Annotated in this window: 25 protein-coding genes; 6 read left to right on the top strand and 19 right to left on the bottom strand. The window is 57.4% G+C overall.

What is annotated here, in order from left to right; translation table 11 throughout:
- Positions 1–49 precede the first annotated feature (49 nt).
- A complete protein-coding gene (gene gltA, locus VGC62_RS10370; RefSeq protein ID WP_331186989.1) occupies positions 50–1,339 on the top strand; it encodes a citrate synthase in 1,290 nt (429 codons plus the stop codon).
- A gap of 77 nt (positions 1,340–1,416) precedes the next feature.
- Here the strand turns inward: gltA and VGC62_RS10365 are convergent, their stop codons facing one another.
- From VGC62_RS10365 to VGC62_RS10335, 7 genes are all read right to left on the bottom strand, one after another.
- Complete coding sequence (locus tag VGC62_RS10365) at positions 1,417–2,022, bottom strand: START domain-containing protein (RefSeq protein WP_331186988.1); 606 nt, start codon at positions 2,020–2,022, stop codon at positions 1,417–1,419.
- A gap of 53 nt (positions 2,023–2,075) precedes the next feature.
- Entirely contained in the window at positions 2,076–2,336 is a 261-nt protein-coding gene (locus tag VGC62_RS10360) for a YkgJ family cysteine cluster protein (protein ID WP_331186987.1), read from the bottom strand.
- 95 nt (positions 2,337–2,431) lie between these two features.
- A complete protein-coding gene (locus VGC62_RS10355) occupies positions 2,432–3,013 on the bottom strand; it encodes a translation initiation factor 2 (protein WP_331186986.1) in 582 nt (193 codons plus the stop codon).
- A gap of 242 nt (positions 3,014–3,255) precedes the next feature.
- The gene (locus tag VGC62_RS10350) at positions 3,256–4,704 is read right to left on the bottom strand and encodes a PLP-dependent aminotransferase family protein (RefSeq protein ID WP_331186985.1); all 1,449 of its coding nucleotides are present in this window, start codon (positions 4,702–4,704) and stop codon (positions 3,256–3,258) included.
- A gap of 215 nt (positions 4,705–4,919) precedes the next feature.
- The gene (locus VGC62_RS10345; RefSeq protein WP_331186984.1) at positions 4,920–5,735 is read right to left on the bottom strand and encodes an OmpA family protein; all 816 of its coding nucleotides are present in this window, start codon (positions 5,733–5,735) and stop codon (positions 4,920–4,922) included.
- Positions 5,732–6,082 (bottom strand): DUF4398 domain-containing protein, encoded by a 351-nt coding sequence (locus VGC62_RS10340; protein WP_331186983.1) that lies wholly within the window; start codon positions 6,080–6,082, stop codon positions 5,732–5,734. Before VGC62_RS10340 ends, VGC62_RS10345 begins: the two co-directional genes overlap by 4 nt.
- Before the next feature lie 9 nt (positions 6,083–6,091).
- Positions 6,092–6,925, bottom strand: coding sequence for a substrate-binding periplasmic protein (locus VGC62_RS10335; RefSeq protein WP_331186982.1), 834 nt, complete (start codon positions 6,923–6,925; stop codon positions 6,092–6,094).
- Between the two features lie 179 nt (positions 6,926–7,104).
- On the opposite strand from VGC62_RS10335, the gene VGC62_RS10330 reads away from it, so the two are divergent.
- The 3 genes from VGC62_RS10330 (at position 7,105) to VGC62_RS10315 (ending at position 8,518) form a co-directional block, all read left to right on the top strand.
- On the top strand, positions 7,105–7,248 hold the full coding sequence (locus VGC62_RS10330; protein WP_331186981.1) for a hypothetical protein: 144 nt from the start codon (positions 7,105–7,107) through the stop codon (positions 7,246–7,248).
- A gap of 289 nt (positions 7,249–7,537) precedes the next feature.
- Positions 7,538–8,083 (top strand): GTP cyclohydrolase I FolE, encoded by a 546-nt coding sequence (gene folE, locus VGC62_RS10320; protein ID WP_331186980.1) that lies wholly within the window; start codon positions 7,538–7,540, stop codon positions 8,081–8,083.
- A 63-nt stretch (positions 8,084–8,146) separates the two neighbouring features.
- Positions 8,147–8,518, top strand: a complete 372-nt coding sequence (locus VGC62_RS10315) for a glutathione S-transferase N-terminal domain-containing protein (protein ID WP_331186979.1) — start codon at positions 8,147–8,149, stop codon at positions 8,516–8,518.
- Positions 8,519–8,790: 272 nt separating this feature from the next.
- On the opposite strand, the gene VGC62_RS10310 is transcribed toward VGC62_RS10315, so the two are convergent.
- The 12 genes from VGC62_RS10310 to VGC62_RS10255 all read right to left on the bottom strand — a co-directional run bounded on the left by VGC62_RS10310 (position 8,791) and on the right by VGC62_RS10255 (position 18,822).
- A complete protein-coding gene (locus VGC62_RS10310; protein WP_331186978.1) occupies positions 8,791–9,219 on the bottom strand; it encodes a TOBE domain-containing protein in 429 nt (142 codons plus the stop codon).
- A gap of 127 nt (positions 9,220–9,346) precedes the next feature.
- Entirely contained in the window at positions 9,347–9,547 is a 201-nt protein-coding gene (locus tag VGC62_RS10305) for a hypothetical protein (protein WP_331186977.1), read from the bottom strand.
- Between the two features lie 27 nt (positions 9,548–9,574).
- Positions 9,575–11,632, bottom strand: a complete 2,058-nt coding sequence (locus VGC62_RS10300; protein WP_331186976.1) for a pyridoxamine 5'-phosphate oxidase family protein — start codon at positions 11,630–11,632, stop codon at positions 9,575–9,577.
- Positions 11,633–11,704: 72 nt separating this feature from the next.
- Positions 11,705–12,328 (bottom strand): glutathione S-transferase, encoded by a 624-nt coding sequence (locus VGC62_RS10295; protein ID WP_331186975.1) that lies wholly within the window; start codon positions 12,326–12,328, stop codon positions 11,705–11,707.
- 197 nt (positions 12,329–12,525) lie between these two features.
- The gene (locus tag VGC62_RS10290) at positions 12,526–13,431 is read right to left on the bottom strand and encodes a LysR family transcriptional regulator (RefSeq protein ID WP_331186974.1); all 906 of its coding nucleotides are present in this window, start codon (positions 13,429–13,431) and stop codon (positions 12,526–12,528) included.
- Positions 13,431–14,351, bottom strand: coding sequence for a LysR family transcriptional regulator (locus VGC62_RS10285; RefSeq protein ID WP_331186973.1), 921 nt, complete (start codon positions 14,349–14,351; stop codon positions 13,431–13,433). The genes VGC62_RS10290 and VGC62_RS10285 overlap by 1 nt, the downstream gene beginning before the upstream one ends.
- A 265-nt stretch (positions 14,352–14,616) precedes the next feature.
- Positions 14,617–14,916 carry a cyd operon YbgE family protein gene (locus tag VGC62_RS10280; RefSeq protein WP_331186972.1) on the bottom strand — a complete coding sequence of 100 codons (300 nt, stop codon included), beginning with the start codon at positions 14,914–14,916 and terminating at the stop codon, positions 14,617–14,619.
- A complete protein-coding gene (cydX, locus tag VGC62_RS10275; protein ID WP_331186971.1) occupies positions 14,909–15,025 on the bottom strand; it encodes a cytochrome bd-I oxidase subunit CydX in 117 nt (38 codons plus the stop codon). Before cydX ends, VGC62_RS10280 begins: the two co-directional genes overlap by 8 nt.
- Before the next feature lie 12 nt (positions 15,026–15,037).
- Positions 15,038–16,180, bottom strand: a complete 1,143-nt coding sequence (cydB, locus tag VGC62_RS10270; protein ID WP_331186970.1) for a cytochrome d ubiquinol oxidase subunit II — start codon at positions 16,178–16,180, stop codon at positions 15,038–15,040.
- Positions 16,181–16,192: 12 nt separating this feature from the next.
- The gene (locus tag VGC62_RS10265) at positions 16,193–17,779 is read right to left on the bottom strand and encodes a cytochrome ubiquinol oxidase subunit I (protein ID WP_331186969.1); all 1,587 of its coding nucleotides are present in this window, start codon (positions 17,777–17,779) and stop codon (positions 16,193–16,195) included.
- Positions 17,776–17,973, bottom strand: a complete 198-nt coding sequence (gene cydP / locus VGC62_RS10260; RefSeq protein ID WP_331186968.1) for a cytochrome oxidase putative small subunit CydP — start codon at positions 17,971–17,973, stop codon at positions 17,776–17,778. Before cydP ends, VGC62_RS10265 begins: the two co-directional genes overlap by 4 nt.
- A 237-nt stretch (positions 17,974–18,210) precedes the next feature.
- Positions 18,211–18,822, bottom strand: coding sequence for a glutathione S-transferase (locus tag VGC62_RS10255; protein ID WP_331186967.1), 612 nt, complete (start codon positions 18,820–18,822; stop codon positions 18,211–18,213).
- A 499-nt stretch (positions 18,823–19,321) separates the two neighbouring features.
- Here VGC62_RS10255 and VGC62_RS10250 point away from each other — a divergent pair, with 499 nt between their 5' ends.
- The gene (locus VGC62_RS10250; protein ID WP_331186966.1) at positions 19,322–20,947 is read left to right on the top strand and encodes a phosphoethanolamine--lipid A transferase; all 1,626 of its coding nucleotides are present in this window, start codon (positions 19,322–19,324) and stop codon (positions 20,945–20,947) included.
- A 20-nt stretch (positions 20,948–20,967) separates the two neighbouring features.
- A partial coding sequence (locus tag VGC62_RS10245) for an AraC family ligand binding domain-containing protein (protein ID WP_331186965.1) occupies positions 20,968–21,434 on the top strand: 467 nt, incomplete at its 3' end.

The raw sequence follows: 21,434 nt of genomic DNA, 5'->3' as shown, positions 1-21,434 counted from the left end.
CCTGCGTGGGGGGCCTGTCTGATGATTTGAAGCATAAATAGGAGGCCACATGGCTGACAAAAAAGCGCAGTTGATCATCGAGGGCGCAGCCCCCGTCGAGCTGCCCATTCTGACCGGCACACTGGGTCCCGATGTAGTCGACGTACGCGGCCTGACCGCCACCGGACACTTCACCTTCGACCCTGGCTTCATGTCGACCGCCTCATGCGAATCCAAAATCACCTTTATTGACGGTGACAAAGGTATTCTGCTGCACCGAGGTTACCCGATAGAACAGTTGGCCGAGCAATCGGACTACCTGGAAACCTGCTACTTGCTGCTCAACGGCGAATTGCCAACTGTCGAGCAAAAAGCACAATTTGTTGTCACCGTGAAAAATCACACCATGGTGCACGAGCAATTGAAGACCTTCTTCAACGGCTTCCGTCGCGACGCTCACCCAATGGCCGTCATGTGCGGCGTAGTAGGCGCGCTGTCCGCGTTCTACCACGACTCCCTGGACATCAATAATCCGCAACATCGTGAGATTTCTGCGATCCGCCTGGTTGCCAAGATGCCGACCCTGGCTGCGATGGTCTACAAGTACTCCATGGGCCAGCCCATGATGTATCCACGTAACGACCTGAGCTACGCGGAAAACTTTCTGCACATGATGTTCAACACGCCGTGCGAGATCAAACCGATCAGCCCGACGCTGGCCAAGGCCATGGACCGGATATTCATCCTCCATGCCGATCATGAACAGAATGCCTCCACCTCCACCGTGCGCATGGCCGGCTCTTCGGGTGCCAACCCGTTTGCCTGTATTGCAGCGGGTATCGCTGCACTGTGGGGCCCCGCTCACGGCGGTGCCAACGAAGCCGTTCTGACCATGCTCGATGAAATTGGCGATGTCTCGAACATCGACACCTACATCGCCAAGGCGAAAGACAAGAACGATCCGTTCAAACTGATGGGCTTCGGTCATCGCGTTTACAAAAACCGCGACCCACGCGCTACCGTGATGAAGCAGACCTGCGATGAAGTCCTGCGCGAACTGGGCATCACCAACGATCCGCAACTGGAACTGGCCATGCGCCTCGAAGAGATCGCGCTGACCGATCCGTACTTCATCGAGCGTTCGCTGTATCCAAACGTCGACTTCTACTCGGGGATCATTCTCAAGGCGATCGGCATTCCAACCAGCATGTTCACCGTGATCTTTGCGTTGGCGCGTACTGTTGGCTGGATTTCACACTGGAAAGAAATGCTTTCCAGCCCATACAAAATTGGCCGTCCGCGCCAACTGTATACCGGCGAAGTTTCTCGCGACATCGTGCCTTTGGTCGACCGCAAGTAAGCGACCCGCTTAACAAAAAGGCTGCCAGTGGCAGCCTTTTTTGTTATTCGTGAAACTGTACCGCTCGGCGAAGTCGATTATTTCTCTGCCCGCTCCTTTAACGCCTTCAACGTACTGAAAGGCGCATCAACCACAAACTTGTTCGCGAGCCAGGACGGAACGCTACCCCCGGGCTCGGTATGGACCTGGTAGGTCACTTCTGTCTCGTTGGCACTTTTGGGAACGAACTTCCAGAAACCTTCTACCTGTGAAACACGCACAAAACCCTGCTCATCAGGAATGTACTTGGGCTGGCCTTCCAGAGTGCGGGTCAGGCTGCCATCGGCGCCCTCCACTGTCGTGACCTGCAGCACCGAATCGCGTGGCGTCACCGGCCAAGGGGTATTGAATTGGGTATAGGTCCAGACCTTGTCACCGTCGTGCTTGAGAACTTTTTGCGACTTGCACTCGTGAATCCACGCACAGGCGGCCACAACATCCTCCTGCAGGGCCCGCAGCCTGGCGATATTGGCTTTTATTGTCGTAACGCCCTGGTAAGCCTTATATTTCGAGCCGGCCACCTCACTCAGCGAGATCTTGATCCCATCCTCATCCTTGGCAACTTTCCAGTCCTCTGCGTGAGCACTCGACGCCACCAATATCGCAAAACCCAGTCCAAACGTAATCCGATGCAACGAACCCATATTTTGTTCCTTATTGTCTTAAGTTCAGATGAATCAATCGGCCAACACGACGCTTAGCAAGCGACGGTTGTGACGTGCTCCCACCACCCGATCAAGCGGATAGCCTCTTGCTGATTATTCCCGCAAACCTCTGGATCTGCCTTGAACTGCCCACAGACGACAGGCCGCTCAGGGCGACCGAACAGCGCGCAGAGCATCTCAACCGAAAGGTGCAGGCAACGCTCTCCAGCAGGCTTGCCTTGAGGCATACCCGGAATCGGTGAAGAAATAGACGGCGCAATGCAACAAGCGCCGCAGCCCGAACGGCATTCCATGAAGAGTTTTCTCTTAAGAGACGGTGGGAGATAGCGCGATATTACCCGCTAAAACACTCGTTTGAAAATGAAGGATGATAAGGGACGAACTGCCATCACTTCTTGAAGGTGAAATCCACGGCCGCGCCTTCTACATCACGACGGGCTTCGTTACGCAATTGCAGCTGCATTTCATTGCTCAGCAGCCGACCATTGAGCTGAAAGTCTGGATCACCCTGCGAGTCCGGAAACATTTTCGGCAACAGCGGCTTGGGCTGAGGCGCCGCTGTGATCACGTTACCCGGTGGCGTTAGCTGTTTGACCATCTCGGGCGGCAAGCTCAGGTCCAATGTGGGCTTGGGCAAGTGCGTATCCTTAACCACTTGCGCGGGAGTCTTGGTCTTACTGCTCACCGGAGCGCGGTGGGCGATTTCTGCGTTGTCTTCCTTCACCTTGGAAGACTTTGCATTACCCGACTGGGCCTTTTGCGGGATGCTGGCAGGGGTAACCTTCGTCGTCACAGGCAGAGGCCTGCTGGCCGCTACGACAGGAACCACCGACACGTTAGGCGCCAACTCATGGATCGACGAAGCGTTCGATACACCGGCAGGTGCAGAATCCTTCATCTGTGCAGCATTGACGTCAGCGGTTGCTTTGCTTTCCTCGGCTGGCGCGGCCTGTGGCGCGAGCGCCTTCATTTCAGAGGCAACTTTAGGCGCGGGCGGCGGCCTGTCAGCATCACACCCGCCCACTACCACTAACATCAACAGTCCAATACAACGTAATGAGTTCATAGGTCAAACGGCAGAAAAGTCAGAGCCATATGCTGGCCTCATGCAAGCCTCGTGGCAAGTCGACATGCGCCACACCGAGCACCTAAACCGATAGAACCCTACCACTCGCGGAGGTTCACCACGCCAGGGTGGGTCGCCGTTTACACTCAAACGGCAACAGCCCCTAGCACAGCCTCCTGACAGAGCTGTTTGGCCAACATTCCTACCGTCATCAGCGCTCGCTCCGCCTCGCGATTCCAGGGCATGCCACAGTTCAGCCGAATGCAATGGTTGAACTGCTCTGTATTGCTGAAGATCAGGCCCGGCGCAATGCTGATGCCTTGTTCCAGCGCACGTACGTGCAGCTCTTGGGTATTTACCCTGCCCGGCAAACTGATCCAAAGGATAAATCCGCCCAACGGCCGACTAATTTGCGTGCCTTCGGGAAACATCTGCTGAACGGCAAGCTGGAATGCACTGAGGTTCTTGCGATGCTCTTGGCGGATATAGCGCAAATGGCGGTCGTAGCCCCCATTTTCAAGATAAGACGCCACGCCCATTTGCGTGACGCTGCAAGCCGAATGAGTGGTGAAGGTCTGTAAACGCTGGATTTCGGCCTGATACTTTCCGGCGATCATCCAGCCAATCCGTACACCTGGCGACAGTGTCTTGGAAAAACTCGAGCAATAGATAACTCGCCCCAATCGGTCGAAGGCTTTGAGCGACTTGGTACGACCCTGCTCATACATGAGTTCGCCGTAAATATCGTCTTCGACAATTTGGATGTCGAAGTCTGATGCCAGCCGCAGCAAGTGTTTCTGCCGCTCCTCGGGCATAGTGCTGCCAAGCGGATTACTCAGGCGCGAGGTCAGGACCAGTGCTTTGATCGACCACTGATTAGCCGCCAACTGCAAGGCTTCCAGACTGATGCCGGTGGTCGGGTCACTGGGAATTTCGATAACCTTCAGCCCCAGTAAATCAGCCAGTTGCAGCAGCCCGTAATAGGTCGGCGACTCCGTCGCGATCAAGTCACCCGGGCTGGTCAGTACCCGTAGCGACATCTGCAGCGCATCGACACAGCCGTGAGTGATGACGACCTCGGAGGGATCGACGATCACGCCTGCATCACGCATGCGAATCGCCACTTGGCGACGCAAGGGCTCAAAACCAGGGCTGAACATATAGCTAAAGGCGCGCACACTTTGAAACCGAGTCACCTTGGCCAACTGTTGATGCAACGCCCGCACCGGCAGGTAATCCACATGGGGCACGGCCGCACCAAAAGCAAAAACCCCCTCACGCCGGGCCTCGACCAGCACTTGCTGGATGATACTGGCCCGTGTCACCAACCCTGGGCGCTCAACTCGCGCAATATCAGGTGTGGGTGCCGTCAGCGCGGGCGTTTGATGTACGTAATAACCGGATTGAGGACGCGCGCGAATCAGCCCCTGATCTTCAAGATTGGCATACGCCTGCAACACCGTGGCGTGGCTCACATTGAGTTGCGAGCTCATCTTGCGTACCGACGGCACTCGCTCGCCAGGCTGATAAACGCCCCGCCGAATGTCCTCGGCCAGTTGCTGGGCGATGCGTTGATACAGCAGAAGATTAGTCATTGTCGCGTCCCTCGATCATTGCTGATCAGTTGCGTAGGCAATCCAGACGAGGGATCACCAGAACAGTTGCAAAGTGTACGGGGACAGTTAAGTTTTTTGCCAGCGATAAGTGTTAGTGATGAAAAACAAGATAGGTCATAACAGCCAAAACGCCCGATATTTCGGGCATAAAATCCGACCCTCATCGCCAATGCCGGGGGCATTTGAAAAATAGTTTATCGTGGAGCGCTCAATCGACCTTTTTCGTCCGAAAAAACGATCTCGACACGACGATTTTGTGCGCGTCCGCGCTCAGAAGTGTTTACGTCGACGGCATATTGATCACCGTAACCGAGCACCTGAATGCGCTCGTCTTCGATGCCGAGGTCGGACAACACATCAGCCACCGACTGGGCGCGATCTTTTGATAGCTGTAGGTTGTCCTGACTGTCGCCGGTGCTGTCGGTGTAGCCCTCGATGCGCACCACCCGCTTGGGGTTTAGCTGGAGAAACTGCACGACCTTGAGCACCGTACGATTGGCGGAGCTTTTGAGCTCGGCACGCCCGGTATCGAACAACATATCACCCAGGGTCATGACCAATCCGCGCTCTGTTTGATGGGTCGACAGACTGATGATTTGATCTTCCACCCACTGACCTTGCTGCTGCACACCGGCCAGCTTTTGTTCGCGCAATACCAACTGAAGCCGTTGACGCTCCAACTCCAGGCGCGCCAAGCGCTCTTGGTTCAACAAAAGCTTGCTGTGCTCAGTAGCAATTGCGCTGTAGCGACTGCTCAAGTAGGCGTAATGACTGACGTCTTCATCACTGCCAATGTAGCCAGACAAACGCTCTGCACGCGCCAACAATTCGCCAGCACGAATGACATCCCTCGGCGCGCTACGCAAGACGTTGGTATCTTCTTTGACTGTCTGAAAGTCGGCGCTGGCGGACTGCAACGCTTTGTCACTGCTTTGATGACCCGCACAGCCGTATAGGCCAGCCGAACCCAACAACAAACACACACTCAACACGCGAGGAATACTGTTCACTGCGCCTCCCCCACTTGTTTGCGCAAGCGGTTGAGTCGGGTGTTCATCTGGGTCAACTGCTCTTCACTTTTCTGTGTCAGAACACGCGCTTCGGCCAATCGGGCATCGAGCTCTGCCTGTTCGGCTTGCATCCGCGCGTTCTTGTAGGATTTGCTTTGCATGTCGGCACGAGCCTGGGCCAGCCTGGATTGCGCCAAAGCCATTTCCGGTTCGTCAGTGGCGCCCACCGCGGTCGCTTGGGCGACGGCCTGTTCGGTGAGCTTCAACTGCGCAGTCGGCGCGGGATCGTTCGCGCAGCCAAGCAGGGTGGAAAGCACCACGGCGGTCAATAAAAATCGAATTCTCAAAAAATATTCCTACTGGTTTGCAGCGTTGGCTGGCTGCTGGAGCTGGGCTTTCCACAGTTCGACATTGCGCTTTATCGCCTCGTCGGCGCGATTGGAAGTGGCCAATTCTGTCATCCTTTTTGCCAGCTGTCCGCGCAGCCAAGGGTCATTGCATGCAGAATTGAACGACAAGGCGAGATAAAAACCAGGCCGATCCAATGGCAACGGCTGCGCTATCAGGTCGCCAGCCGAACTGAATGCCTCAGCCATTGCCATGCCGGCATATCGCCCCGCCAGCACGTATTCAACTTTGCCGGTCAGCAGTTGCTCAAAAGTCTGGGTCAGGTTTGGCTGGCGTTCTACCGTCAAATTTTCTTTGATCGCAGCCTCGAATGAAGGCGTGATTCGGGTCTTTTCGGATAACGCCCCCAAGTGACCGTGCAGGTCGGCCAATGCATTGAATGGCAGAGTCTGGTCCTTATGGGTCCAAACCATTATTTCGTTCTGGGCGATGGGGGGATGAATGAAATCGAGCGATTCAAGCTGCGCGCTGCTCAACGGCGCGTCGGCCAGCATATCCATGCGTCCAGTGCGCACCTCATCCAGCGCCTGGCTGCGCTTGCCTGCATACATGAATTCGACCTTCACACCCATTTGCTGCGCCGTTTCTTTGATCAGATCAGCATTGGCGCCCATCAGGTGCTTAGGGTCCTGGGGATCGCGCCATAGATACGGCGGCGCATCCGGGCTCCCCGTCACGATCAGTCGTTCACATCTGGCAGCATCTCCAGCAGCGGATGACAGCGACGGCAACGCAAACATAGCCAAAACCAGTGTTGTCAGGGTCAGCCGTGGCAACGACATGGGCACATCCTTTTTCCAATCCAATAAACCCACCGAAGCAGGCTTGTTCTAGTAAGCAGTAGGTGTCAGGTAGAACCCGCCACCATCGAGGGATATTCGCCGAGGCAACCACTCGTCGTCCTTAACATCTATTTGCGCTTCATGCATTGTGCCACCACTTAGGCGGATGCCGTTTGCGCGTGGGAACGTGCAGTATCAAGACCTACTTCAAGGGCGACAAGCTGATCATTGAGCAGCAAGGCGCTTCCATTAACGTCAATGGCGGCAACATCCAGATCATCAGGCCGTTCTCGACGCAATATTCATCCGACACGCCAGCTTGACCGACAAGTTCTTCAACGAGGTCGTCGTCAAGCTTGGTATCAGGGGGAGATGACAGTACAACTGCAGGCATACCTACGCTACCATGTGCCGCACGGCGGGCATGAATCCTGCGTTCATCGCCAATCAGCTCGGACATAGCGTGCAGATGCTGCGTTCTACTGATGCCAAGTGGATCAACTCCACCGCCGAGTGCAATGAGCTCGCAAAGCTGTAAATGAGCCTGATTGGTAGAAACTCGGTACAACCATTAACAGCACCCCTCTGAAACCCACACGGAAACACAGCCCTGTGACACTGGAACAGAATTACACCGAGATATTGCGCCAGCTTGGCGAGGACGTTTCCCGCGAAGGTCTGCTCGACACCCCCAAGCGCGCCGCCAAGGCCATGCATTATCTCTGCCGCGGCTACGAGCAAACCCTGGAAGAAGTCACCAACGGTGCGCTGTTCAGCTCCGACAACAGCGAAATGGTCGTGGTCAAGGACATAGAGCTGTACTCGTTATGTGAGCATCATTTACTGCCCTTCATCGGCAAGGCCCACGTGGCTTACATCCCAAGTGGAAAAGTATTGGGCCTGTCGAAAGTCGCGCGCATCGTCGATATGTTTGCCCGACGCCTGCAAATTCAAGAAAACCTCAGCCGTCAGATTGCCGAAGCGGTTCAGGAAGTGACGGGCGCGCTGGGCGTTGCAGTGGTCATCGAAGCCAAGCACATGTGCATGATGATGCGCGGTGTCGAGAAGCAGAATTCGTCCATGATCACGTCAGTGATGCTCGGCGAGTTTCGCGAGAACGTCGCGACACGTACCGAGTTTCTCAGTCTGATTCGCTGACTTTGCGCGTCATCGAGGTCGCGGTATATCGCCGCGACTCGCCTGTTTCCAGAGGTTTTTATCGTGTTCATGAAAGCATTGAGAGTAGGCCTGGGCCAACTCGTTATCCTCATCGATTTCATCACCCGACCCAGCAAGAAGAAACGCTCGCCCGCCGCCCAGACCGCAGTCGATGAATCGGCAAAGGACCTGACGCTGTATCAGTTTCACGCCTGCCCGTTCTGCGTGAAGACCCGTCGCACCCTGCGCCGCCTGAACGTCCCGGTCGCGCTGCGTGATGCCAAGAACAACGAGCTGGATCGCCAGACCCTGCTCAACCAAGGCGGCAAGATCAAAGTTCCGTGCCTGCGTATTGAAGAAGCCGGCCAGACGGTATGGATGTACGAGTCCAAGGTAATCATCGATTACCTGGACAAGCGCTTTTCAGCGGTTTGATCTCGGGCTCATGCCCGAAGATGCATTTGAGCGGATAGCACAACGCCTGCTGGCGAGCTCGGATGCAATGACCTTCAGGGCGAAGAACCCGATTCACCCTGGGTCTGTTCACGTTTGCTCGTAAGGCCTGCTGATCGACTCCACTGGAGCGAAACGACGCTAGCATTGTTTCGTGATCAGTTAGCTTGCGTAACCACGCGATCAGCCCGGCCAGAGAAACTGTCGAGCGTTAGATAGGCTGCGGTGTTGTCGCCGTAGGCTCTTTCCCTAAGTCAGGCCGGTACAGCGAGAATGATGTGCGATGCCTTGATCACCGCAGTGGCACTGACGCCAGCGGCCAAACCCAGTTCAGCGACGGCCTCGCGGGTAACGATCGAGTACACCTCAGTACCGCCAGGCAAGGTCACAACCACTTCGGAGTTGACTGCGCCGTCGCTGACACGCGTCACCGTGCCCTCAAGGCAGTTACGCGCCGAAAGGCGAAAACCGCTGGAGTCGGTCATCAACATGACCCACGGCGCCTTGATCAAGGCGACAGCTTGCTTGCCCACCGCCAGACCAAGGCTCTTGACGCTGGCCATGGTAACCACCGCCACCAGCTGTTCTCCGCCAGCCAGTTCGAGAACGACCTCGGCGTTAACCGCGCCGTCCTGAATGTTGCTGACGGTGCCTTTGAATACATTGCGCGCACTGACTTTCATGTTGGGGGGGTTTTTGCCTGGCGAACCAAAACGGATGATGAGTCGGCCCCCATCATCGCGCCCCGCGCCGCCGCATTCAACCCCGACAAAACCACTGATTGCCCGTCAAGCAAGACAGGTCAGGCGCTTATCGATGCCGATGAAAGACCGACACAGTGCGCACCCAGGCGATAAAGCCCAAGGACACCGGTCGCTCCTCTTGCTGATGCGATTCCAGTATTTCTCCCGATAGCGGGCACATGCACTGCGGCGCCAGCCACGACGCTTCTTGTTCCGTCTGTTGGAAGGGAGTCGGGGGTTCGTCTTCAACCACGGGCCATTCACTCATCACAACCTCCTGCTCACGCATGGATGTTTACAGATCGAGCACCAACGGCCCTGAGGCCGGGACTGCGCAGCAGATCAGCACGTGGTCCGCTGCCGGCATGTCGGCAGGCGGAACCGGGTAATGCACCTGGCCGCTGATAAGCCGGGTTGTGCAGGTACCGCACGAACCGCCACGGCAACTGTATTCGGGGTTAAGGCCACGGCTTTCGGCCAACTCCAGCAGGCTGCCACTGTCCGGCTGCCAGCGCCCTTGCTTGGCGGATTTTTCGAACACCACCGCAACTGAGTCAGTAGCGGCTGGCGGCTGTTCCAGGCCAGCGGTCTGTTGGTCGCGGGTCCGTCTCAGCGTGGACGGTCCGAAGGTCTCGGCGTGAATCCGTTCGTCACGGATATGCATCGCCCTGAGACTGTCATACAGCCCTTGTGTGAAGCTTGCAGGTCCACACACGTAAAAATCGAAATCGTCGAAGGGCAACAACGATTTGAGCAGCGCCAGGTCAATCCGGCCGGTGGCTTGAAACGCTTCGCCCTGCCAGTCACCCGGCTCAGGCTTGCTGAGCAGCCGCACAGCAGTCAAAGAATCTCCGGCACTGGAGATCAGTGTGTCCAATTCTGCGCGAAAAGCCAGGTCCACCAGACGACGTGCACTCTGGATGAACCAGGTGGGACGCATCCGACGCACACGTTTGCCCTCATAAATGACCTCGCGCAGCATCGACAGCATCGGCGTCACACCAATCCCGGCCCCCAACAGCACCAGCGGCCGCTGCTCTGCAGGGTCGACCACAAAACTGCCCTGCGGCGCCCGGGCCTCCAGTACATCCCCGACGCTGACCTGATCGTGCAGGTGCGCCGACACCAGGCCGTCGCGCTTCACACTGATGCGAAAGAATTCATCGGACGGTGCGCTGGACAGGCTGTAAGTGCGGATCAGCGGCTTGCCTTGCTCGGCCAGCGCCAACCGCAACGGCAAGTGTTGCCCGGCTTTGAATGCCGGCAGCCCGACGCCATCGACGGGCTCCAGATAAAACGAGCGAACGCCATGGCTCTCGTCCTCGATCCGCGTCACCCGTAATGGCCGCCATTGGTCTTGCAGCGTGTGTGCTTGCAAGCGCGCGGCGGTCTGTTGCCAGTTGCCAGTCATCAAGCTGTTAGGCGAGAACGCCTCGAACGTCCAGCGCGAGCGCAAAGCTGCTGGCCGACGAACCACCGTCTGCACCTGCACCTGCCAGAGCCGCTCAGCGCCCTGAAACGCTGCGATCTCCGGCCCTTCAAGGATGAGCTCAACATGCCCCACCAGTTGCAACAACTCGCCAGACTCAAAGTCGATGAACACCAGCCCCGCCTTGGGGTTGAGTAAAAAATTACCCAACGTATTGAAATGCAGATTGCCGGCAAAATCAGGAATGGTCAGCAGATTGCCTTCCACTCGCACGAAACCCGCTTGCCCACCGCGATGGGACACGTCTACACCCCGGCGCTGCGGGTCGTCGTCGACGTCCACGAAGCTTGCGACAAAAAACGTGTCGGCGCCGCGAATCGTGGCAACGGCAGCATCGTCCAGTGTGCTCATGCGCATAGGCTGTGGCCTGTCGATGTGGGCAGAGCGCGGCACTTGCTTGAGTTGACGCAGCTGAATGTATTGCGGGCAATTGCCAAAGGCATGCTCGACCGCGACTGAAAAGCCCGTCGCACTCAGCTCGCTGATTTGGCCATTGACGCGGTTGCGCCGCCGTGTGTGCAGGTCAATCCCAAGCATGCCCAGCGCTGCGCCCGACGTAAAACCCTGGCTGATCGGGTCTTCGGCGTCTGGCAGGCGACGGATGTCCAGCCTGCGCGGATCAGGTGATGCAATAAAGCCTGCATGACCATCGAGCACGCTTGCCCAGGGCCATCCCTGATCATCGACGGCGCCGATCACGATGTAAGGCAAATGCGCGTAGAACGTTCGGTGCTGATCAGGCATGTAGTCACGCAGGACTTTTCTGCCATGCACTTCCATGCGCTCGGCGACACCGACGTGGGCTTGCAAGCGCTTTTCGCCCAAATGCCAGGGCGATGGTTTTGGGTGTTCGGTCTGGCTCATGACGGCATCTCCGATCAAAAGCGTAAGATCCGACCGCCTGAGTGACGGCCGGAGCAGAGGGGCAGCGTCAGGTCAAGCCTGCAGGCCAATGACCGTACGTGGCATTGGCACGAAACCCTGAAGCGCTTCGATGCGCGCCAACCACTGGCGAACGTGCGGGTAGCCCTCAAGAGATACATTGCCCTCGGGGGCGTGGGCGATGTAGGTATAGGCCGCGACGTCGGCGACGGTCGCGTGGTCAGTGGCAAGAAATGCACGCTCACTCAGCTCCTGATCCATGACCTGAAGCAGCGCGTGCGAGCGTTTGATCGCCTCGTCGGCGTCGTACGGCGCACCGAATACGGTGATCAGGCGAGCAGTGGCCGGGCCGTTGGTGATTTGCCCCGACGCAACCGATAACCAACGCTGCACCTGTGCCGCGACCTTGGCGTCCTCGGGTAGCCATTGACCCGAGGCGTCGTAGGTTTTCGCCAGGTAGATAAGGATCGCTGTCGAATCGGCCAATACCGTACCGTTGTCATCAATCACCGGCACTTGGCCAAAAGCGTTCAGGGCCAGGAATTCAGGCTGTTTGTGGGCACCGTTGGCCAGATCGACGAACACCGGTTCGGTGTCCAGTCCCAGCAAAGACAGCATCAACTCCACGCGATGAGCATGGCCGGACAGTGGGTAACGATAGAATTTGATGGCGTTCATCATGTGCTCCGATTCAAAGGGTGGGCAGACAACTCAGCGAAGTGCAGCGGTGCCGCTGAAGGTTTACCGCGCTGAATGAGCACATGTTGGTCTACACACCGAAGGAGCAGAATCGCCATGAAAGGCAATCCACTGTTTCAGAAACTGCAAGTATCAATCGCCAGCATGCTCAGGGACGATGCCAAAACGTTGTGCAGTCAAACGCCACTCATGGCCGGATGCCTGCGCAGGCGCTCGACCGCGTAATCGACAAAACTGCGAACCCGCGCCGAGGCTCGACGTCCTTCGCGATAGACCACATGCACTGGAACCGCCGGCAGCTCGAATGCGCTCAGCAGCCGTGTCAGCCGCCCGTCCTGAATTGAGTCGTGTGCCTGGTAACTCCAGCAACAAGCCAATCCCGCGCCCCGACATGCGGCAATAATCGCCGAAGAAGCCGTGGTGCAGCGCAGCACGGGTTTGAGCGCCACGGAAAACACCACGTTCTGCTGCTGAAAACGCCACTCCATCAAGCCACCGTCGGCATTGGCATAAATGCTGGCATGACCTGCGAGTTCATGGGGATGCATTGGCTCGCCACGCGTCGCCAGATAGCCTGGGCTGGCGCACACCACCTGACGCACCGTTCCGACTTTGCGCGCCACCATTGATGAGTCGGCCAGCGCACCGATCAGGACCGCCACATCGACGCCCTCTTCATGCAGATTGGGAAATCGGTCCTGATAAATGACAGACATATCAATGGCCGGCCACACATCGAGGTAATCGAGGACAATCGGCATCAGCAATTGGTCGCCAAACAGCAGCGGCATCACCAGCCGCAACTGGCCGCGCGGTTCGCTGTGCAGCCCGTTGGCCGAGGCTTCGGCAGCGCCGACCGCCTGCAACAGGCGCGCACATTCAGCGGCAAAGGTCACGCCAACATCGGTCAGCGTCACGCCTCGGGTGCTGCGCGTCAGCAATCGCGTACCCAAACGACGCTCCAACGCGGCCATCGCCCGAGTCACTGTCGCTTCGCAAACCCCCAAACGGCGCGATGCCGCCGCCAGGCTGGGCGCGTGGGCGACGGCGTGGAGGACCCGCATTTGCAGATGACGGTCCATCAGCCAGGCGCCTTGTCCGTTGCCACCAATGCTGGGTGTCGGCTCAACCGCTCAACGCAGAAATCGACGAAACTGCGGACCTTCGCCGACATCTTGCGCTCGCCTTGATAGCACACGTGTACCGGCAAGGGCACAAGCTCAAAGTCGCTCAACACGATCTCCAACTCCCCCGCCGCGACTTTGCCCGCAACCTGATAGGACAACACTCGGGTCAATCCCCAGCCAAGACTGGCAGCACTGATCGCGGGCTGATTTGCCGACACGGTCAGACGGGAGTCGGGTTCGAAATACACAGGCTTTGCACCGTCCTGAAAATCCCAGCGCCGAACCAGCGTACTGGCATCCGAAACGATCAGGCGATGGCGTTGCAGATCGGACGGATGCTGTGGTCGACCATGGGCGTCCAGATAAGCCGGCGAGGCGCAAACTACGCGTCGGACCTCCCCTACCCTGACTGCGTGTTGACCGCTTTCAGGCAAATGGCCGATGCGCACCGCGACGTCGATGCCCTCCTCGCTAAGATGGGTCAAGCGATCCAGCAACAGAGCGTTGATGCTGACCCCAGGAAAGGCCGCGAGATAATCCACTACCACGGGTATCACGAACAGTTCGCCGAACAACTGTGAGGCGGTGATGGTGAGATGACCGGCAGGCTCGGCGATGCTGCCGCTGGCTGAGTCTTCGGCCTCTTCGAGCTCGGCCAGGATGCGTCGGCAATCTTCCAGATAACGCTGCCCCGCTTCGCTGACATGCACACTGCGGGTGGTCCGCGACAGCAACAGCGCGCCGATGCGTTTTTCCAGCGCGGCCACTGCCCGAGTCACACTGGGCGCAGACATATTCAGCTTGCGCGCCGCCTTGGCGAAACTGCGCGCTTCGCTGACGGCAATGAACACCTGCATTTCCTGAAATCTATCCATGGCGACTCTGACTTCGAAGCGTTTCGTGACGCAGAACAGGCTCTGCTCTGAGGGCCACGATAGTAGCGCTTGCGAACGCATTTTCGCGATGAATGGCCGGGATTATCGCAAATGCTTTAGGGCCAGAACCCACTGTAAGTAGCATGGCTTGTCCCGCGATCTGGCGCGCAGCGGCAGTAAACCCGGTGCGCGCGGTCTGCCTGTCACACCACGTGCGCAGGTCGTGGGACAAGCCCGCCCCCTATGCAGGTCATCGCAAATGCTTTCAGTGCCCAAACACCCCCATCCACCACATCCCGTACCCCAGCGCCATCAACACCCACGCCAGCAGCGGGTGAAACACCAGCCGCCATCCCAGCGCGCGGGGGTCGAAGCCGACACCATGGACGAAGCCACCGGCCACGCCCCACATGACCAGCATCAGCAGGTTGTGGCTGTAATGGCCTTGGGCATCGAGCATCGACGCCGGGTGAATCAGCAAAATCAGGCTAAGCGGCACCGCCAACAACAGAGACAGTCCCCGACTGAAGCCATGCCGTAATGGCGCCGCCAATCCTTCAGTCATCGCCTACTGCCTCCTTGGCCAGAAGGTCGGCGGACTCCAGCCATAGCGCGTTGATGATACCGAAGCTACAGGCCAGCAAGACGCCGAGGATCCAAGCGAAATACCACATAACGTTTTCTCCTCAGTACAAACCGTGGGGGTTGCTGTCAATGTGCGAAGTGGTGACTTTGCCCCACATTTTGGCGTAGCACCAAAGTGTGTAGCAGAGGATCAGTGGAACGAAGATTGCTGCCGCCACCAACATGATGATCAAGGTTTTATGGCTTGAAACCGCATCCCATACCGTTAGGCTCGATGCAAGATCCAGGCTCGACGGCATCACAAATGGGAACAGCGCAAAGCCTGCGGTACACAGCGTGCCGGCAATAGCCAGGCTGCTGCCGAGAAACGCCAGTCGACCTGAACGACCCGCAGCACCGAACAGCGCCAACAACGCGCCGAAGACACCCAACAGCGGCGCGATCAGCGTCAGCGGATACTGCGCGTAATTGTTCATCCAGCCGTGATTTCCCGCCACCACAGTTTTCGCCAGCGGGTTCAGCGCACTGCCAGCATCGAATGCAGACGTGATGACCAAACCATTGATACCGCCGAAAGCCAACCACAGACCGGCGCCAATGAAGCTCAGCAAGAACACCAGCCCCATCAACAGCGCAGCAGTGCGCGAACGCTGGGCTACCGCACCCTCAGTGCGCATCAGCAACCAGGTGCCGCCGTGCATACCCAACATGCTCAGGCTGACCACGCCAGCCAGCAAGCCAAATGGGCTGAGCAACTGCCAGAAATTACCTTGATAACTCGAACGCATGGTGTCGTCGAACTGGAACGGCACACCCAGCAACAGGTTGCCGAACGCCACACCAAAGACCAGCGACGGCACCAGGCCACCCACAAACAACCCCCAGTCCCAACTCTGGCGCCAGCGGGTATTTGGCAGCTTGCTGCGGTAGTCAAAACCTACCGGCCGGACGAACAGGGCAAACAGCACCAACAGCATTGCCCAGTAAAAGCCCGAGAATGACGCGGCATACACCAGCGGCCAGGCGGCGAACAAAGCGCCACCGGCGGTGATCAGCCAGACCTGATTACCATCCCAGTGCGGCGCAATGGTATTGATCACCACCCGCCTCTCACTGTCCGTACGACCCACGAACGGCATCAGCATCGCCGCACCCAAATCGAACCCGTCGGTCAGGGCAAAGCCGATCAACAGCACACCCACCAACACCCACCAGATCAGCTTGAGGTTCTCGTAATCAAACATGGTCGTTGCTCCTCAAGCCAGAACGGACGGGTTGGCGCGGACTGGTTCAGCCTCGCGTTCAAAGTGATAACGCCCAGTGTGCAGGCTGCTCGGACCCTGTTTGGCGAACTTGATCATCAGGTACATCTCGATCACCAGCAGTACGGTGTAGAACCCGACCAATGCCAACAATGAACCCCAGATATCGCCGGTGGACAGGCTCGACGTAGACAAATGCACTGGCAGGACTTCACCGATCGACCAAGGCTGACGACCATGCTCGGCCACGTACCAGCCGGTCTGGGTAGCGACCCATGGCAGCGGCAGACTGAACAGTGCCCACTTGAGCAACCAACGCTTGCTGGTCTCGTTCTTGCGTGCCGAGGCCCAGAACGCACAGACAAACAGCAAGAGCATGAGCATTCCGCTCAACACCATCAGGCGGAAGGTCCAGAAAATCGAAGCCACGCCAGGGATTGAATCCAAGGCTGCCTGTTTGATCTGCTGTTCGTTGGCGTCCACGACCTTGTCGGTGTACTTCTTGAGCAGCAGGCCGTAGCCGAGGTCTTTTTTCACCCCATTGAAGGCGTCAAGCGTTTGCTGGCTCTTGTCCCCTGAGCGCAGCTTGCCCAACAAGTCGTAAGCGATCATGCCGTTGCGAATGCGGCCCTGGTGCTCGGCGACCAGGTCTTTGATGCCCGTCACCTGACGATCCACCGAGCGAGTGGCGATGATGCCCATCACATAAGGAATCTTCACGGCGTAATCGGTGCGCTGCTCGGCCTGATTCGGCAGACCGAACAAGGTGAACGCCGCCGGTGCAGGCTCGGTTTCCCACTCGGCTTCGATGGCCGCAAGCTTGGTTTTCTGCACGTCGCCGATCTCATAACCGGATTCGTCGCCAAGGATAATCACCGACAGAATCGAAGCCATGCCGAATGCAGAAGCAATGGCAAACGAACGCCGTGCGAAAGCGACATCACGCCCCTTAAGCAGGTACCAGCTGGAAATCGCCAGGACGAAGATCGCACCTGTGACATAACCGGAAGCCACGGTGTGAACGAACTTGACCTGAGCCACCGGGTTGAAGATCAGGTCACTGAAGCTGGTCAACTCCATGCGCATGGTGACGAAGTTGAACTCGGCACCGACCGGGTTTTGCATCCAGCCGTTGGCAATGAGGATCCACAGTGCCGACAGGTTGGAGCCCAGCGCTACCAGCCAGGTGACGCCCAGATGCTGGACCTTCGACAGGCGAGTCCAGCCGAAGAAAAACAGGCCAATGAATGTGGATTCAAGGAAGAACGCCATCATCCCTTCGATGGCCAACGGCGCACCGAAAATGTCGCCGACGTAATGGCTGTAGTAAGCCCAGTTGGTCCCGAATTGAAACTCCATGGTCAGGCCGGTGGTTACCCCCAGCGCGAAGTTAATGCCAAACAGCTTGCCCCAGAATTGGGTCATGTCCTTGTAGACCTGTTTGCCGGTCATGACATAGACCGACTCCATGATCGCCAACAGAAAGGTCATGCCCAAGGTCAACGGGACGAATAGGAAGTGGTACAACGCAGTCATGGCGAATTGCAGCCGAGATAAGTCGACGACTGATTCCGAAATCATTTTGGGGCCTTCTCAGAAGGAACGGGAGGTAAGCCCAGCAGGTGCTGGCCGACTTGAGCGCCGTCATCCTTGACCGCAACCGGAGCGTCGAACCAGACGCTGCGGATTCCCATCAGCAACACGAGCTTGATCAGCAGAATCACAGCGATTTCCTTGACCAACGGTTTTTTCAGGAAGTCGAAATGAGCAGGCATGATCATTACTCAGTGGGAATGTCGGTAATTTTCCTATAGACCTCTTTGCCGCGGTTGACGCAAGTCAACGAAGGGAAACGACGGGGCGTGGCAAAACGCCACAGTGGCAGTCATTCGCCGACGAGAAAGCCTGGACAACGCGTTGACTTAGGATCAGCGCACGCTACGGATTACGCGGCGATACAGCCATTCACGCAGAGAAGGGATTGCCCCCTCCCTGCAACAGAACCGGTGGCATCAGACCATCGGTAAGCTGACAAAAATCTCCAGCTTTTCGGCCTCCTCACTGAACGCTGCCAAGAGCGGATACTGCGCTGCCGACGCCTGATCAGGCACGACCAATTGAATGAAACTCCAGGCCACCGCAACGCTGATGCCATCCTGCCCGATCTGTGCATTGGCTTGTAACGGATGCCGCGCGAGTTCGCTTTCCAGCTCCGAGCAGGCGCACGTCAATTGCGACCCCACACGCTCCAGCCAAGGCGCATGTTGAATCTCAGCGGGACGCAGATTGCGCTCGTAGTAAATCTGCACTGCTTTCTCGCAGGCCACCAACGCCAGGCCCGTCAGCCGCAGCGTTTGCACGCGCAGATCCAGTGCCGCAGGCATCAGTCCACGACCCGGCCCAGCCAGGCACTCGGCGTAATCGAGAATCAGTGACGACTCCATCAGCACCACACCGTCGTCGGTCACCAGAGTCGGCGCCTTGACCAGCGGATTGATCTGTTTGAATTGATCGAACCCTCGAAAAACCGAAATCGGTTCATGCTCAAACGCGATGCCCATGCGTTTAAGACTGACAGCAACCCGCCGTACATAAGGCGAGTCCAGCATACCGATGAGTCTCATGCATCCTCCGTTATGAATAATTAACCACCATTGACCACACCTGAAACATAGCGCGCCGAGCAGGCACATTGCCACCCACCCACCGTAAACCTTTCACCGATCAGCAATGGACCGGCTGGGATCATTGCGACTGAACGTAATCATGCGCAAACGCGGCGCCTTTCACGAGTTATTCACAATCGATCTGAAAAACTTCGCAACAAAACCTTCATCACGCGTCATACCCGCTTTAATCGAAGTGATCGGCGGGCCTATCCTCAAACATAAAATAAACCGCTGACTTAACAGGCGATAAATAACCGTTGGAGCTAGGCTTGCCCGCAAATGAGGTCGGTAACCAGGTCAACTGCTTTCGCGGGCAAGCCTCGCGCCAACAAGATCCAGTGTTTGCTGCGCGACAGCGCGGCGTCTGAACAACGGGCGATCCCTCAGAACGCAACCGGTATACGCCAACGCATGCTTCTCATTGTGATCAGTGTTTTATAGGGAAATTAAATCGATGTTCAAACGCTTTACCTCGACCCGTCTGGTCATGCTTTTCGCACTCTGTCTGGTGGCGTTCTACAACATCGCAACGTGGCACGCCTTGATCGGCCTGACCGAGTTACAAGGGCTTAAGTCAATCGCGTTTCAGGTGTCCTTCGCCTTCTTCTTGTGGGCGGCCTTTACCCTGCTGTTGATTCCCTTCTCGTTCCGCCCGACGCTCAAACCGGCGTTGAGCCTGATCGCGTTGTGCTCAGCGACCGCTGCGTACTTCATGGCCAGCTACGGCATTTCCATCGACACCGTGATGATGCAAAACGTCCTGGAGACCAACCCCGGCGAAGCCAGTGCGCTGCTCAGCGCCAAGCTGTTCGGGTATCTACTGGTGCTCGGTGTGCTGCCAATCGTGGTGATCTGGCGTGTGCCGGTAACCTATCGCCGAGTGCTGCCCGGCCTGATCAATAAGGTGCTGGTTGCCATCGGCTGTGTGCTGGTAATTGCGGTATCGGTGGGGACTTTTTACTCGACCTACGCGCCGATCTTTCGCGATGAAGACAAACTGACGCACTTCATCAACCCAACCAATTACATTTACGCCATCGGCAAGCTGACCAAGCAAAGCGTGGCCATCAAGGAAACTCTGACGATCCAGACCGTCGGCGCAGACGCAACGCTTAGCCCGCAAGCACAACAACGACCGAAGAAAAGCCTGATGATCTTCGTGGTAGGCGAAACCGCCCGTGCCGATCACTTCTCGCTTAATGGCTACTCGCGCGACACCAACCCTGAACTGGAAAAGCTCGATATTCTCAACTTCACCCATGTGCAATCGTGTGGCACCTCCACGGCAGTCTCGGTGCCGTGCATGTTCTCGAAGTTCCCGCGTACCGATTACAGCGACAAAAAGGGCAAGACGTATGAGGGGCTGCTGGACATACTCCAACGCGCCGGGCTGAAGGTTGTCTGGCTGGACAACAACAGCGACTGCAAGGGCACGTGCTTGCGAGTCCCACACAGCGATGTTCCGAAAGCCCAACCCAGCCCCTTCTGCGATGGCAGCAATTGCCTGGATGAATCGCTGTTGGTCGGGTTGCAGGACTACATCGACACGTTGCAGGACAACGCCATCATTGTCCTGCATTCGGACGGCAGCCATGGCCCCGAATACTACGCCCGCTACCCGAAAACCATGGAGCGCTTCACCCCGGTCTGCCATACCAATCAGTTGGGCAGTTGCACCTCGGATGAACTCAAGAACGTATACGACGACACCATTCTCTATACCGATCACTTCCTGGCCCAGACCATCGAACTGCTCAAACGCAATCAGGACAAGGTCGACACCTCGATGATCTACGTCTCCGACCATGGCGAATCCCTGGGTGAGGACGGCGTGTACCTGCATGCAGCACCTTACGCCATTGCACCGGTGGCGCAGACCCATGTGCCGATGGTCATGTGGTTTGGCAGCGCCACGCTCCAGGATGCAGCCATCGACCTCAAGTGCCTGCAGGCCAAACGTGATCAGCCGGACCTGAGCCACGACTACCTGTTTCATTCGGTGCTAGGCTTGCTCGGCGTAACCACCGCCGAGTACCAGCCCGCGCTGGACATTTTCCACAGCTGCAAAACCGGCAGTTGACGACGAAACAGGACATCACCATGCACCTCGATCTCTCGCCGACCACGGCCGGCACCCCGCGCTTCTGGCGAGATGCACAATTGCCTTTCATCGAGGCACGTTCGATCGAGGATGGCCGCAAGGTCTGTTATTCACGGCACTCCCATGAGGTGTTCTCGATTGGCGCCATCACCTCGGGGCAGAGCACCTATCTGCACGAGAAGACCTCCCAAACCATCAGCACCGGGACCGTGGTGCTGATGAATCCGGGCGATGTGCATGCCTGCAATCCCATCGAAGATCAGCCATGGTCCTACATCATGCTGTACGTCGACGCCCAATGGTTGACGTCGATTCAACAGGCCTGTGGCGTCAATGAGAAACAGGACTTGCACCCCATCGGTGTCACGCACACGCGTTCAGCCGAGCTGTTTGTGGGGCTGATCGAACTGTACGACGTGCTGACCGATCCGACGCTGGAGTCGCTGCGCAAACACGAAGCCGCCCT

Origin of the sequence: Pseudomonas sp., from assembly GCF_036404235.1 — a bacterium.
Taxonomy (GTDB): domain Bacteria; phylum Pseudomonadota; class Gammaproteobacteria; order Pseudomonadales; family Pseudomonadaceae; genus Aquipseudomonas.
The sequence above is the reverse complement of the archived record's forward strand: the minus strand, read 5'-3'. Positions and strand labels throughout refer to the sequence as shown.